Annotated in this window: 9 protein-coding genes; 4 read left to right on the top strand and 5 right to left on the bottom strand. The window is 73.7% G+C overall.

Annotated features, from left to right (window positions below):
- Positions 1–23: 23 nt before the first annotated feature.
- The 4 genes from rbfA to QUY26_RS09945 all read left to right on the top strand — a co-directional run bounded on the left by rbfA (position 24) and on the right by QUY26_RS09945 (position 6,710).
- Positions 24–500 carry a 30S ribosome-binding factor RbfA gene (rbfA, locus tag QUY26_RS09960; RefSeq protein ID WP_289945146.1) on the top strand — a complete coding sequence of 159 codons (477 nt, stop codon included), beginning with the start codon at positions 24–26 and terminating at the stop codon, positions 498–500.
- Positions 500–1,459, top strand: coding sequence for a tRNA pseudouridine(55) synthase TruB (truB, locus tag QUY26_RS09955; RefSeq protein ID WP_289945143.1), 960 nt, complete (start codon positions 500–502; stop codon positions 1,457–1,459). Before rbfA ends, truB begins: the two co-directional genes overlap by 1 nt.
- A gap of 239 nt (positions 1,460–1,698) precedes the next feature.
- The gene (locus QUY26_RS09950) at positions 1,699–5,628 is read left to right on the top strand and encodes a serine protease (protein ID WP_436840297.1); all 3,930 of its coding nucleotides are present in this window, start codon (positions 1,699–1,701) and stop codon (positions 5,626–5,628) included.
- A 131-nt stretch (positions 5,629–5,759) separates the two neighbouring features.
- The gene (locus QUY26_RS09945) at positions 5,760–6,710 is read left to right on the top strand and encodes a bifunctional riboflavin kinase/FAD synthetase (protein WP_289945140.1); all 951 of its coding nucleotides are present in this window, start codon (positions 5,760–5,762) and stop codon (positions 6,708–6,710) included.
- A gap of 118 nt (positions 6,711–6,828) precedes the next feature.
- Here QUY26_RS09945 and QUY26_RS09940 read toward each other — a convergent pair whose 3' ends face one another.
- The 5 genes from QUY26_RS09940 to QUY26_RS09920 form a co-directional block, all read right to left on the bottom strand.
- Entirely contained in the window at positions 6,829–7,848 is a 1,020-nt protein-coding gene (locus QUY26_RS09940) for an ABC transporter ATP-binding protein (protein WP_289945137.1), read from the bottom strand.
- Positions 7,849–8,074: 226 nt separating this feature from the next.
- Positions 8,075–9,127 carry an ABC transporter ATP-binding protein gene (locus QUY26_RS09935; RefSeq protein ID WP_289945135.1) on the bottom strand — a complete coding sequence of 351 codons (1,053 nt, stop codon included), beginning with the start codon at positions 9,125–9,127 and terminating at the stop codon, positions 8,075–8,077.
- Positions 9,124–10,086: an ABC transporter permease gene (locus QUY26_RS09930; RefSeq protein WP_289945133.1), complete on the bottom strand. Its 963-nt coding sequence runs from the start codon at positions 10,084–10,086 to the stop codon at positions 9,124–9,126. The genes QUY26_RS09935 and QUY26_RS09930 overlap by 4 nt, the downstream gene beginning before the upstream one ends.
- Positions 10,083–11,183: an ABC transporter permease gene (locus tag QUY26_RS09925; protein ID WP_289945131.1), complete on the bottom strand. Its 1,101-nt coding sequence runs from the start codon at positions 11,181–11,183 to the stop codon at positions 10,083–10,085. The genes QUY26_RS09930 and QUY26_RS09925 overlap by 4 nt, the downstream gene beginning before the upstream one ends.
- 80 nt (positions 11,184–11,263) lie before the next feature.
- On the bottom strand, positions 11,264–13,165 hold the full coding sequence (locus QUY26_RS09920) for an ABC transporter substrate-binding protein (RefSeq protein ID WP_289945129.1): 1,902 nt from the start codon (positions 13,163–13,165) through the stop codon (positions 11,264–11,266).
- Positions 13,166–13,226 lie beyond the last annotated feature (61 nt).

Here is a 13,226-nt window from a genome sequence, read left to right as displayed (position 1 = left end):
ACAGCACAGAAGGAGACGGAGCAGTGGCCGACAACGCGCGGGCGAAGAGGCTGGCGGACCTCATCCGAGAGGTGGTGGCCCAGAAGCTGCAGCGCGGGATCAAGGACCCGCGGCTCGGCTCGCATGTCACCATCACGGACACCCGGGTCACGGGTGACCTGCGGGAGGCGACCGTCTTCTACACGGTCTACGGGGACGACGAGGAGCGCGCGGCCGCCGCCGCGGGCCTGGAGAGCGCCAAGGGCGTGCTCCGCTCCGAGGTCGGCCGGGCGGCGGGCGTGAAGTTCACGCCGACGCTGACCTTCGTGGCCGACGCCCTCCCGGACAACGCCCGGGCCATCGAGGACCTCCTCGACCGGGCACGCGCCTCGGACGCGAAGGTCCGCGAGGCCTCCGCGGGCGCCGAGTTCGCGGGCGGCGCCGACCCGTACCGCAAGCCGGAGGACGACACCGAGGACGCCGCGGACGGCAGCGCCGACAAGGACGGCGACGCCTCGTAATGACCAAGCGCAGCACCACGCAAGAAGACGGGGGCGAGCGCGCAGCGCTCTCGGGCAAGGGCGGCGGTGGGAGACGGGAGGGACTTGTCATCGTCGACAAGCCGTCCGGCTTCACTTCGCACGACGTGGTCGCCAAGATGCGGGGCATCGCGAAGACCCGCCGCGTCGGGCACGCGGGCACCCTCGACCCGATGGCGACGGGCGTCCTCGTGCTCGGCGTCGAGCGGGCCACGAAGCTGCTCGGCCACCTGGCGCTCACCGAGAAGGAGTATCTCGGCACGATCCGCCTCGGCCAGTCCACGGTCACGGACGACGCGGAGGGCGAGATCACCTCGTCCGCGGACGCCTCCGGCGTCAAGCGCGACGCCGTCGATGCGGGCATCGCCAAGCTGTCCGGCGACATCATGCAGGTCCCGTCGAAGGTCAGCGCCATCAAGATCGACGGCAAGCGGTCGTACGCGCGCGCCCGCCAGGGCGAGGACTTCGAGATCCCGGCCCGCCCGGTCACGGTCTCCTCCTTCCAGGTGTACGACATCCGGGACGCGGTCGCCGAGGACGGCACCCCCGTCCTGGACCTGGTCGTGTCCGTCGTCTGCTCCTCCGGTACGTACATCCGCGCCCTCGCCCGTGACCTCGGCGCCGACGTGGGCGTCGGCGGTCACCTGACGGCGCTGCGCCGCACCCGCGTCGGGCCCTACAAGCTGGACTCGGCGAAGACCCTCGACCAGCTCCAGGAGGAGCTGACGGTGATGCCGGTCGCCGACGCGGCCACCGCGGCGTTCCCCCGCTGGGACGTCGACGAGAAGCGGGCGCGGCTGCTCGCCAACGGCGTGCGGATCGACATGCCGGACGAGTACGCGGGCGCCGGACCTGTCGCCGTCTTCGGGCCCGAGGGGCGCTTCCTGGTCCTCGCGCAGGAGTCGAAGGGCAAGGCGAAGAGCCTCGCCGTCTTCTCCTGACCCGCACGCAGATCGCCTGTGCGGTGCGGGACTTGTTGTGGAGCGGCGGACGGTGGTCCGCCGCTCCACAGTCCCCCCTTCAGGAGGTGTATCCACCCCCACTCCCCGATTCACCCCTACGGGCAGGCGCTCGGAGTGAAGCGAGGGAGCGGAAGGGGGCGCGTTCGGCTCGCGTTCTGTCCGGCTGATCATCACCGACCTACGGTCGAAGGTACGGGGTGCGGCTGGGAGGTTCGAGCATGGCGGGACGGGGCCCGCGAGCCCGGGGCGGCGCGGAGCGGGACCGGGGCCGGAGCGACTGGATTGACGGGCATGACCAGCGTGACCGGAGTGACCGGAGTGAGTGGACGGTGGGCCGCGACGCCTGGCGCGAGCCCGAGCGGTCCCTGGTGCGGATCTGCGACCTCGCCGGACGGCCGCGCGGCCACGGCTTCGCCGCCGACGACCACGGCACCGTCGTCACCAGCCACGAGGCGGTCGACGGCCTCGCTCGGATAGTGCTGCACGCGCCCGGTGAGCGCACCTGCGTCGTGGCCGCCGACGCCGTCACCGCGCTCCCGGAGAGCGACCTCGCCCTCGTCCGCACCCACGGCCTCGACCTGCGCCCGCTGCCCGTCACCGCGCGCGACAGCGTGGACGTCGGCTCGTACGTCCGCATCGCCACGGGCGGCTGGCGCCAGGCCAGGGTCCTGGACTCGGCCGCCGTCACCTACACCGCAACGGACCGCTTCCACCTCATCGACGCCGCGATGGAGCTGGCCATCGGCACCGACGGGGCGGACGCGCTGCGGCTCGGCGGCGGCGCCGCGGGCGGGCCCGTCGTGGACGCCGCGTCCGGCGCCGTGCTCGCCGTCCTCGCCACCGCGCTGCAGGCCCCGCACCGCGCCGCCGGGTTCGCCGTGCCGCTGCGGGCCGCGGCCGCCGCCGACCCCGACGGGCCGCTCGCCGCCCTGCTCGCGCGCAACGCCGCGACCGTGCCCGGCTTCGGCCCCGACCTGAACCTCGCGGGCGCGCTGCACCTCACGGCCACCTCGCTCGGCTCCGACGGGCCGCGCGCCCTCGACCCCGCGCCGGTCGAACGCCCCGAAACCTGCCGAGAGTTCACCCGCTTCGCCGCCGGGCCCGCGCGCGTCCTCGGCCTCGTCGGCGACCCCGGCACCGGCCGTACCACGGAACTCGCCGCCCTCGCCCGCCGCCGCGCCCGGGGCGCCGAACCGGCCCCCACCCTGTGGCTGCGCGGCGCCGACCTGCGGGACGCGGACACCTCCGTGGCCGACGCGGTGGGCCGCGCCCTGGAGCGGGCCGGACGCATCCTCGCCGCGTCGGACGCCGCGGCGGGCGGCGACGACGGGCTCGGGGACATCTCCGCGGGCCGCGTCGCCCGGCTCGTCCGGGAGGCGGGCCGCCCCCTGCTGCTCCTGCTCGACGGACCCGAGGAGATGCCGCCCGTGCTCGCCCACCGCCTCGCCGGGTGGAGCACAGGGACCGCGGGATGGCTGCGGGACACCGGGGCGCGCCTCGTCGTGGCCTGCCGCGCGGAGTACTGGGAGCAGGCCGGGGCGCACTTCCCGCCCGAGCTGCTGCACGTCCCGGAGGGCGCCGCGACGGCCGACCGCTCCCGGGCTCCGCTGCCCGGCTGCGTACGCATCGGCGAGCTGCCCGAGCCGCAGGCACGCCGGGCCCGGGAGCGGTACGGCGTCGCGGACGGCGCGCTCGCCGACGCCGAGGCGGGCCACCCCCTGACGCTGCGGCTCCTGTCCGAGGTCACGGCGGCGCTCCCGGACGCCGCCCCCGCCGGACGGCCCTGCCGCGAGGAGGTGTTCGCCGCCCACCTCGACCTCCTCTGCCTGCGCGTCGCCGTGCGGCTCGCCGCCGACAGCGGGCTGCGCGGCACGGCCGTACGGCGCCTCGCGGCGAAGGTGTCCGGGCAGGTCCACGAGGCCGCCCGGCGCTGCCTCGGCCCCGGCCAGGGGCAGCTCGACCGCCGCGCCTTCGAGACGGTCTTCCCCTGGGGGGCGTTGCCCGGCAAGGGCGCCCCCACCTGCACGGGCTGGGCCTCGGCCGTCCTCACCGAAGGGATCCTCGTCCCCGCGGGCTCCGGCTACCGCTTCGCCCACGAGGAAGTCGGCGACTGGCTCCAGGGCCTCCACCTCGACGTCGACGCAGCCCTCACCTCCCTGATCCTGCGCCACGCCCACCCCCACGCCCCACCCCGTTCCCTCCCGGTACCCCGCCACCGCGCCGGCCCGGTCCTCCAGGCCTTGCTGGGCCTGGAACGCCAACGGGGCACCGAGGAGCTCGCCGTGAGGCTGGGGGAGTTGGTGGGGGCGCTTGAGGTGTTCGGAGGAATGGGGGAGGCAGGGGCCGACGGGGTGGTCGGAGTGCCGTCGGGTGTGGTGGGGGGTGCTGGGGTGCTCGTGGAGGAGGCGGGTGCGGCCGGAGGTGCTGGAGTGCTCGTGGAGGAGGCGGGTGCGCAGAGGGGTGCTGGGGTGCTCGGGGGCCGTGGGGACGTGGCGGTGTGCGGTGAGCGGGTCGGTCCCGATTGCGCTGGTGTCCCTCAGCCACGGGTGGGTGGGTGGGGCGGGCGCCGGGGAGCGGCGGCCCGGGGTGGTGGGGCCGGTGCCGGAGCGGCGGGGGGCGCGGTGGGTGCGGAGGGGGCCGCCCCCGGGGCGCCGGACAGCGCGCACCCCGCGCAGGGGCGATCCGGGGCCGAGGCGGGCGGCGGCGTCGGGCCGGAGGTGACGGCCGACGTGGGGAGCGCGCGCTGGTGGGCGCGGCACCTCGTGCGGGAGACACTGCTCCGCGTCGCCGACGCGACTCCGTACCGCGCCGTGCTCCAACGCCTCGCTGCCCAACGCCAGTTCGGCCCCGACTTCTGGCTGGCGCTGCCCCTCTCGGAAGCGGCCAGGTTCGAGCTGCTGCGGGCCGTCGTGGTGCACGACGGCCCGCCCGGCACCGGCCGCCGCTGCCTGGACGCCGTCGCGGAGCGCCTCGCCGCCGACCCCGCCGCCGTACAGCATCACCTGACCCGCTGGTTCGCCGACGAGAGGCCGCTGCGCGCCGCCCCCGAGGCGACCGTCGCGTCCGCCGCCCAGGCGCTCCTGCACACGCACCGACACCGCGCGGTCGACGACCTCACCGAGGCCCTGGTGGACTGCACGCACCCGCGCGCCGACGAACTCCTGGGCGCCCTCGCCGAGGACGAGCCGTCCGCCCTGTGCCGCGCGGTCGACCGCTGGGCCCACGACGCCCGCCCCGCCCGCCGCGTCGCCGCCGCCACCCACGCCCCCCGCGCCGCCCGGCACACCACCGGCGAGGCCGACCGCCGCCTCCTGCGGTACGCGGCCCAGACGCTCCTCGAGCGCCCCGGCGACGAGGCCCTGCACGGCGCCGCCCTCGCCCTCCTCGTCCGCGACCCGCACAGCCGCGCCCGCCACCTCCCGCACGCCCTGCGCCTCTTCGCCACCGGCGACCCCGGCCTGCCCGCGAGCGCCCTCGCCACGGCCCTCACCACCCACCCCGAGCCGGTCCTCGCCGCCTTCCGCGACCGGCTGCGCGCCCGCGACACCGGCACCGCCGAGGTCCTGCGCGGCCTCCGGGACGTGCCCTCGCCGGCCCTGGCCCGGCGCGTGGCGGACCTCGTCCGCGAGCGCGTGGAACAGTGCCCGCGCGCCGCCGGGGACGCGGCGGCCCATGTGGACCTGCGCCTGGAACACGGACCGGAGGTGCGAGCCGAGCTGTTCCCGCTGGTCGTCGCTCTGCTGAAGGGCCGCGGCGCGGACGTGCGCGTCGCCCTCGCCCCCGTCCTGGCCGCCCCCGGCACCCCCGTCTCACGGCCCCTGCGCACCGAACTGCTCGACCTGTTGCTCGCCGCCGAGCGCGAGCCCGCCGTCTTCGACGCCGTGCTGCGCGCCGTCGGCGGCCGGGGCGGCGGCGCCGAACGCGACCGCGACCTCGTCCGCCGCACCGCCCTCCTCGCGGTCCGCACCCCGGAGGGCGCCACCGCCTTCGACCGCGCCCTGGTCGACGTGGCCCGGCGCGTCCCCGGCTTCGCCATGCGCCTGATGGGCTGGCTCGCGGACGCCCCGCAGGACTGGGCCGCGCTGGTCGGGCCGAGCGCCCGGCGCACCATCGAGCACCTGACCGGCGAGGTGCCCGTGTCGGCGTGAGCTCCGCCACCCCGGCCGATGCGGGCGACAAACTGTCGGCATGGCAGTCTTAGACCTGCGCGATCGACAAGGGAACGTACAGACGTACGGGCGTACGGATACATACACGGGTTCGGCGAGGAGCGAAGACAGTGCAGCGCTGGCGTGGCTTGGAGGACATCCCCCAGGACTGGGGGCGCAGCGTCGTCACCATTGGTTCCTACGACGGCGTGCACCGCGGTCACCAGCTGATCATCGGCCGGGCGGTCGCCCGCGCCCGTGAACTGGGCGTGCCCGCCGTGGTCGTCACCTTCGACCCGCACCCCAGCGAGGTCGTGCGCCCCGGCAGCCACCCGCCGCTGCTCGCCCCGCACCACCGGCGCGCCGAGCTGATGGCCGACCTCGGTGTGGACGCCGTCCTCATCCTCCCCTTCACCACCGAGTTCTCGAAGCTGTCGCCCGCCGAGTTCGTGGCGAAGGTCCTCGTCGACAAGCTGCACGCCAAGGCCGTCGTCGAGGGCCCCAACTTCCGCTTCGGCCACCGCGCCGCGGGCAACGTCGAGGTCCTCGCCGACCTCGGCCGGACGTACGACTACGAGGTCGAGGTCATCGACCTGTACGTCAGCGGCACCGCGGGCGGCGGCCAGCCCTTCTCGTCCACGCTCACCCGGCGCCTCATCGCCGAGGGCGACGTCGCGGGCGCCCACGAGATCCTGGGCCGCCCGCACCGCGTCGAGGGCGTCGTCGTCCGCGGCGCCCAGCGCGGCCGCGAGCTGGGCTTCCCCACAGCCAACGTCGAGACCCTGCCGCACACCGCGATCCCCGCCGACGGCGTCTACGCGGGCTGGCTGCACGCCGAAGGCGAGGCGATGCCCGCGGCCATCTCGGTCGGCACCAACCCCACGTTCGACGGCACCGAGCGCACCGTCGAGGCCTACGCCATCGACCGCGTCGGCCTCGACCTGTACGGCCTGCACGTCGCCGTCGACTTCCTGGCCTTCGTCCGCGGCATGGCGAAGTTCGACTCGATCGACGAACTGCTCGTCGCGATGGCGGACGATGTGAAGAAGTCCCGGGACCTGGTCGCGGCGGCGGACGCCTGACGCGGGCCCGAGCGCCTGATCCTCAGCCCGTCGTGAGGATCCCCCTGCTCCTTGAGGGCTTGGGGGAGGAGGGTGCGGACGAGCCCGGAGGGCGGTCGGCGGTGCGCCGACCGCCGGATCAGCCCCGGACCGCCGCCCAGTGGCACGCCACCTGCGTCCCCCCGGCCCCGGAAAGCACCGGCAGGTCCTTCGTGCGGCAGTCCTCCGCGACCCCGGCCCGCTCCGCCTCCCCGCTCGCGAGGATCTGGCAGCGCGCGTGGAAGCGGCACCCGCCCGGCACCCGGGACGGGTCCGGCGGCTCGCCGGTGAGCACCACAGGATCCCCCTCTGCCTCCGGTAGGACGGACAACAGGGCCTGGGTGTAAGGGTGCTGAGGTGCCGTCAGGACCTGCTCGACCTCCCCGGTCTCCACGATCCGGCCCAGGTACATGACGGCGACCCGATCGGCGATGTTCCAGGCCAGACCCAGGTCATGGGTCACGACGAGGGCGGAGAGTCCGAGGTCCTCGCGCAAGCGGAGCAGCAGCGCCAGGATCTCGCCGCGCACGGACGCGTCCAGGGAGGCCACCGGCTCGTCCGCCACGATCAGCTCCGGCTCCAGGACCAGGGCGCCCGCGATGACGACGCGCTGGCGCTGCCCGCCCGACAGCTCGTGCGGGTAGCGCAGGAAGAACCGCTCCGGCGGCCGCAGCCCCGCCCGGGACAGGGCCGCGCCGACGGCGGCCCGCTCGTCGCCCCCGTACCCGTGGATGCGCAGCCCCTCCGCCACGGCCTCGTACACCGTGTGCCGGGGGTTGAGCGAGCCGCTCGGGTCCTGGAGCACGAGCTGGACGCGCTTGCGGTACGCCTTCAGGGCGCGGCCCCGGTAGTCGAGCGGCTTGCCGTCGAAGGTGACCCGGCCCGATGTGGGCGGCACGAGCCCGAGGAGGGAGCGGGCCAGTGTCGTCTTGCCGCAGCCCGACTCGCCCACGAGCGCGACGATCTCGCCCCGCCGGATGTCGAGGTCCACGCCGTCCACCGCGCGCGCCGGGTCGGCGCCCCGGCGCCCGGGAAAGGAGACGCGCAGGTCGGAGGCTGTCAGGAGCGGCGCCGAACCGGTCGGGGGCTCGGTCGGTTCGAGGGTGGCTTCGGTGGTCATGCGCTTCTCCTCGGGGCCGGGCGCCCGGGTGGGCGGTTCATGGCGTACGCCGGGTGGTGCGCGGCGCGGGGCGGTGGCGCGGCGGCGTACGCGGGGCGCGCTTCCCGGCGCTTCACGCTGCGGCCCGCCGCACGGGGTGGCGCTGTCCGGCCCACCGCGAGGGGCGGCACTTTCCGGCCCGCCCCGGAAGGCGGCGCTGCCCCGCCCGCCCCGGAACGCGGCCCCGTCACGGCGCCCCCTCCACCACCGGGTCCGAAGGGCGCGCCGCACCGTCGGCCCCCGGCGCGCCCACGTGCACGCACGCCGCCCGCCGCGCCTCTCCCGCCGCGCGCAGCGCCGGGTCGTCCGTCGAGCAGGACTCGATCGCCTCCGGGCAGCGCGGATGGAACGTGCAGCCGGAGGGCAGCGCCGAGGGGTCCGGCGGGTCGCCGGGCAGGCCCCGGGGCGCGAACCGCGAGGACAGGTCCCCGATGCGCGGGAACGCCGCCGACAGGGCCTTGCCGTAGGGGTGCCGCGCCCGCTCGTACACCTCCCGCGCCGGGCCCTCCTCCACCACCCGCCCCGCGTACATCACCGCGAGCCGGTCGCAGGTGTCGGACAGGACCGCCAGGTCATGGCTGATCATGATCAGACCCAGGTCCTGCTCGGCCACGAGCTGCTCGATCAGGCGCAGGATCTGCGCCTGGATCATCACGTCGAGCGCCGTCGTCGGCTCGTCCGCGATGATCAGGCGCGGATCGCAGGCGAGGGCCATCGCGATCATCACGCGCTGGCGCTGGCCGCCGGACAGCTCGTGCGGGTAGGCGTCCGCGCGTGCGCCCGGGAGGCCCACGTGTTCGAGCAGCTCGCGGGCCTTCTTCTTGGCGCCTGCCGGAGTCGCCTTCTTGTGCAGCAGGATGGGCTCGGCGATCTGGTCGCCGATGCGGTGCACCGCGTTCAGGGAGTGCATCGCGCCCTGGAAGACGACGGACGCGCCCGCCCAGCGGACCGCGCGCACCCGGCCCCACTTCATGGTGAGCACGTCCTCGCCGTCGAGCAGGATCTCGCCGGTCACCTTCGTGCCCGCGGGCAGCAGCCGAAGCAGCGCGAGCGCCAGCGTGGACTTGCCGCAGCCCGACTCCCCGGCCACGCCCAGCTTCTGCCCGGCGGCCACGGAGAGGTCGACGCCGCGGACGGCGGCGGCCCCGGACGCGTACGTCACCGTGAGGTCCCGTACGTCGAGCAGGGGGTGCCCGGCGTCCTCGGCGGCCGTCGTGGTCTCGGTCGTCTCGGTGGTCAACGGGACACTCCCAGCCTGGGGTTGAGCACGGACTCCACGGCCCGCCCGCACAGCGTGAACGCGAGCGCGACGACGGCGATCGCGATGCCGGGCGGCGCCAGATACCACCAGTCGCCCGCGCTGACCGCGCCCGCCTCGCGCGCGTCCTGGAGCAGCCCGCCCCAGGAGACGACCGTCGGGTCGCCGAGGCCGAGGAACGCGAGCGTCGCCTCGGTGAGGATCGCGCTGGAGATGACGAGGGTGGTCTGGGCGAGGACCAGCGGCATGACGTTGGGCAGCACGTGCCGGGCCATGATGTGGCCGTGGCCGCCGCCGAGCGCCTGCGCCCGCTCGATGTAGGGCCGGGACTCCACGGCGAGGGTCTGGGCGCGCACCAGACGGGCCGTGGTCGGCCACGTCGTCACGCCGATGGCGAGGATGACGGTCCACACGGAGCGGTCCATCACGGACGCGAGCGCGATGGCGAGGACGAGCGTCGGCATCACCAGGAACCAGTCCGTGACCCGCATGATGACGGTCGCGTACCAGCCCCGGAAGTGACCCGCGGTGATCCCCACGACCGTGCCGATCGCCACCGAGAGGAACGCCGCGAGCAGCCCGACCGTCAGCGAGATGCGCGCGCCCCACACGAGCAGCGCGAGCAGGTCGCGGCCGAACTGGTCGGTGCCGAGCGGGAACTCGCCGCTCGGTGACTGCATGGCCTCGCCCGGCGCCTCCGTGACGCTCTGCGCGTCGGAGCCGACGAGCAGCGGCGCGAACACCGCGGCCAGGGCGATGAGGACCAGCGCCACCAGGCCGAGAACCCCGGCCCTGTGGGTGCGGAACTCCCGCCAGAAGCGGGCCGCGGAGTGCCGTCTGCGGGTCCAGGCGAGGGCGCGCGGGCTCCTGGCCTCCCGCGGGGCGCCCGCCTTCTCGGGCTCCTGCGGCGCGGGGACGGAGGAGGCGGTCTCGGTCGTCATCGGCCCACCCTGGGATCGAGCAGCGGATAGATCACGTCGGCCACCGTGTTCATCAGGATCACCGCCGTCGCGAAGACGAAGAAGAGCCCCTGCACCAGCGGCAGGTCCGGCACGCTGAGGGCCTGGTAGAACAGGCCGCCGAGCCCGGGCCAGGAGAACACCGTCTCGACCAGGATCGCGCCCGCGACCACCGTGCCCAGGTTCACGAACATCAGCGTGACGGTGGGAAGGAGCGCGTTCGGCACGGCGTGCCGCCGCCGCACCAGGTCGTCCCGCAGCCCCTTGGCCCGCGCCGTCGTCAGATAGTCGCTGCCCATCTCGTCGAGCAGCGACGAGCGCATGACGAGCAGCGTCTGCGCGTACCCGACGGCGACCAGCGTGACCACCGGCAGGACCATGTGGTGCGCGACGTCGACGACGTACGCGAACCCGCTCTCGTCACCGCTCTCCATGCCGCCCGTCGGGAACATCCCCGGCAGCGGCCCGACTCCGACGGAGAACGTGATGATGAGCAGAAGGCCGAGCCAGAACGACGGCACCGAGTACAGCGTCAGCGCGAGCCCGGTGTGGAAGCGGTCGCCGAAGCGTCCGTGGCGCCAGGCCGTGCGCGTCCCCAGCCAGATGCCGATGAGCGTGTAGAGGACGTACGCCGTGCCGGTGAGCCACAGCGTCGGGCCGAGCGCGTCCGTGATCTTCTCCAGCACGGGCGTGTGGAACTGGTACGACGTCCCGAAGTCCCCGGTGAGGACGTTGCCGCAGTAGTCCGTGAACTGCTTCCACACCGGCTGGTCGAGCCCGAACTCCGCGCGCATGGCTTCCAGTTGCTCGCTGGAGACCCGCCGCCCGCCCGTCATCTGCTTCACCGGGTCGCCCGGGATGAGCCGGAACAGGAAGAAGCTGGTGACGAGGACGGCGAACATCGAGATCAGGGCGCCGCCGAGCTTGCCGGCGACGTACTGGAGATAGGCGGCCGTGTTGCCCGCCCGGGGGCCGCGGCCCCGGAGGCCGGCCGGATCGGCCGGTCCGCCGGAAGCCGCGTCCTTGGCCTCGGCCTCGGCGGCGAGGATCGCCGCCGGATTCCGTTCGCCCCCGGTCATGCGTCACTCGCGGTGTGCGGGGACGTACTCGTGCTGCGGGGGGACGTCCGCTTGGCTGTCATCCGCTGGTGTCTCATGCGTTACTCGCGGTCCTCTGCGGTCGAGCGGCGGCGCAGGGCGATCAGGGCTCCGCCGCCCGCGAGCACCACCGCGGCGACGGCGATACCGATGATGACACCGGTCGAGCTGCCACCATCGGAAGAACTCTTCCCACTCGCCGGGACCGCCGACCACCAACTCCAATAGCCGTCCTGACCGTAGATGTTCCCCGCCGCCGACGGCATGGTGGTGATGGACTTGATCTGGTCCGTGCGGTAGGCCTCCACGGCGTTCGGGTACGCCATGACGTTCATGTAGCCCGAGTCGTACAGCCACGACTGCATCTGCTTGACGAGCGCGGCCCGCTTGTCCGGGTCGTACTCGGCGAGCTGCTTGTCGTACAGCTGGTCGAACTTCTTGTCGCAGATGAAGTTGTCGGTCGCCGCGCTCTCCTTGGCCTTCTCCGGCAGCGTGGGGCAGGTGTGGATGCCGAGGACGAAGTCCGGGTCGGGGTTCACCGACCAGCCGTCGAAGGCGAGGTCGTACTCACCCGCGTACCAGGGCACGGACACGTCGTCGAGACAGTTGACCTTCAGGCCGATGCCGAGGTCGCCCCACCACTCCTTGAGGTACTTGCCGACCGCCTTGTCGTTCGGGTCGGTGGCGTGGCACAGGATCCGGAAGTCGAGCGGCCTGCCGTCCTTGCCGACGCGCTTGCCGCCCTTCTTCTTGTACCCGGCCTCGTCGAGGAGCGCCGCCGCCCGCTTCGGGTCGTAGCGCAGCTCCTGGTCGGGAGAGGGCTTCCAGGCGTACTCGGAGAAGCGCGGCGGGATGTACCCGGCGCCCTCGACGGCGTTGCCCTGGAACACCTTGTCGACGATCGTCTTGCGGTCCACGGACAGGAAGAGCGCCTGCCGGACCCGCTTGTCGAGCAGCGCGGGGTGGCCGTCGCCGAACTTCTTGCCGTCGAGCGTGCGCGCGCCGGGGTTCGTGGCCAGGGCGAAGAAGCGGCGGCCCGGGCCTTCGTTCACCTTGATGTCCGGCTCGCCCTTGAGACCGTTGGCCTGAGCGGGCGTCAGCGCGGGCTGGCCCGCGACGAAGGACACCTCACCCTTCTTCAGGGCGGCCACGGCCGCGTCCTGGTCCTTGTACGTCTTGAAGACCAGCTCGTCGAACTTGGGCGCGCCGCGCCAGAAGTCCTTGTTGGCCTTCAGCTTCACGTACTGGTCGACCTTGAAGTCCGTGAGGATGAAAGGACCGTTCCCGACGACCGGGAAATCCTTGTCGTTGTTGAACTTGGAGATGTCGTCGACCTTCTCCCAGACGTGCTTGGGCACGATCGGGATGTCGAGCGCCGCCATGGTCGACTGCGGCTTCTTGAGTTCGACGACGAGTTTCGTCGGGCTCGGGGCCGTCACCTTCTTGAAATTGGTGACGAAGTTGGAGTTCGGCGTCGCCGTGCCCTCCTTGGACATGATCTTGTTGAACGTCCAGGCGGCGTCCTCGGCCGTGGCCTTCTTCCCGTCCGACCACTTCGAATTCGGCCGAATGGTGTACGTCCAGGTGAGCTTGTCCGCGGACGGCTCCCATTTGGTGGCGAACGCCGGGATGCTGTGGTTGTCCTTGGCGTCGTAGTTCGTCAGGTACTCGTACGTCAGCCGGTGGATGCTCGTGGAGAGCAGCCGCTGCGCGATGAACGGGCTGAGCGAGTCGACGCTCTGTGCCACCGCGACGGTCAGCGTCTTCTTGCCGTCGTCCTTCGCCTCGGCCTGCTGCGGCGCCGGGTTGAGCGGGGTCGCGAGGCCCGCGGTGAGGGTGAAGGCCGCGGCCGCGCCGGCGGCGAGGAGCAGGCGGGGACGCCGGCGCTTGCGTGCGGGGGCCGCGGCGGCGGCTCGGGCCGCTGATGAGGACCGTGTTCTGCCGTGCTGATCTTTTGTGTCCATGGATCGGTGACCTCGCGTCATCGCTTGCGCAGAGATGGCTGGTTACGGCTACGTGATCAAG

Source organism: Streptomyces flavofungini (assembly GCF_030388665.1).
Taxonomy (GTDB): domain Bacteria; phylum Actinomycetota; class Actinomycetes; order Streptomycetales; family Streptomycetaceae; genus Streptomyces; species Streptomyces flavofungini_A.
This window is presented reverse-complemented; position numbering and strand designations above follow the sequence as displayed.

What these genes read in the sequence shown, in the direction of transcription:
- QUY26_RS09920 (WP_289945129.1), bottom strand. Translation starts at nt 13,165, where the DNA reads ATGGACACAAAAGATCAGCACGGCAGAACACGGTCCTCATCAGCGGCC.
- QUY26_RS09925 (WP_289945131.1), bottom strand. Translation starts at nt 11,183, where the DNA reads ATGACCGGGGGCGAACGGAATCCGGCGGCGATCCTCGCCGCCGAGGCC.
- truB (WP_289945143.1), top strand. Translation starts at nt 500, where the DNA reads ATGACCAAGCGCAGCACCACGCAAGAAGACGGGGGCGAGCGCGCAGCG.
- QUY26_RS09950 (WP_436840297.1), top strand. Translation starts at nt 1,699, where the DNA reads ATGGCGGGACGGGGCCCGCGAGCCCGGGGCGGCGCGGAGCGGGACCGG.
- QUY26_RS09930 (WP_289945133.1), bottom strand. Translation starts at nt 10,086, where the DNA reads ATGACGACCGAGACCGCCTCCTCCGTCCCCGCGCCGCAGGAGCCCGAG.
- QUY26_RS09940 (WP_289945137.1), bottom strand. Translation starts at nt 7,848, where the DNA reads ATGACCACCGAAGCCACCCTCGAACCGACCGAGCCCCCGACCGGTTCG.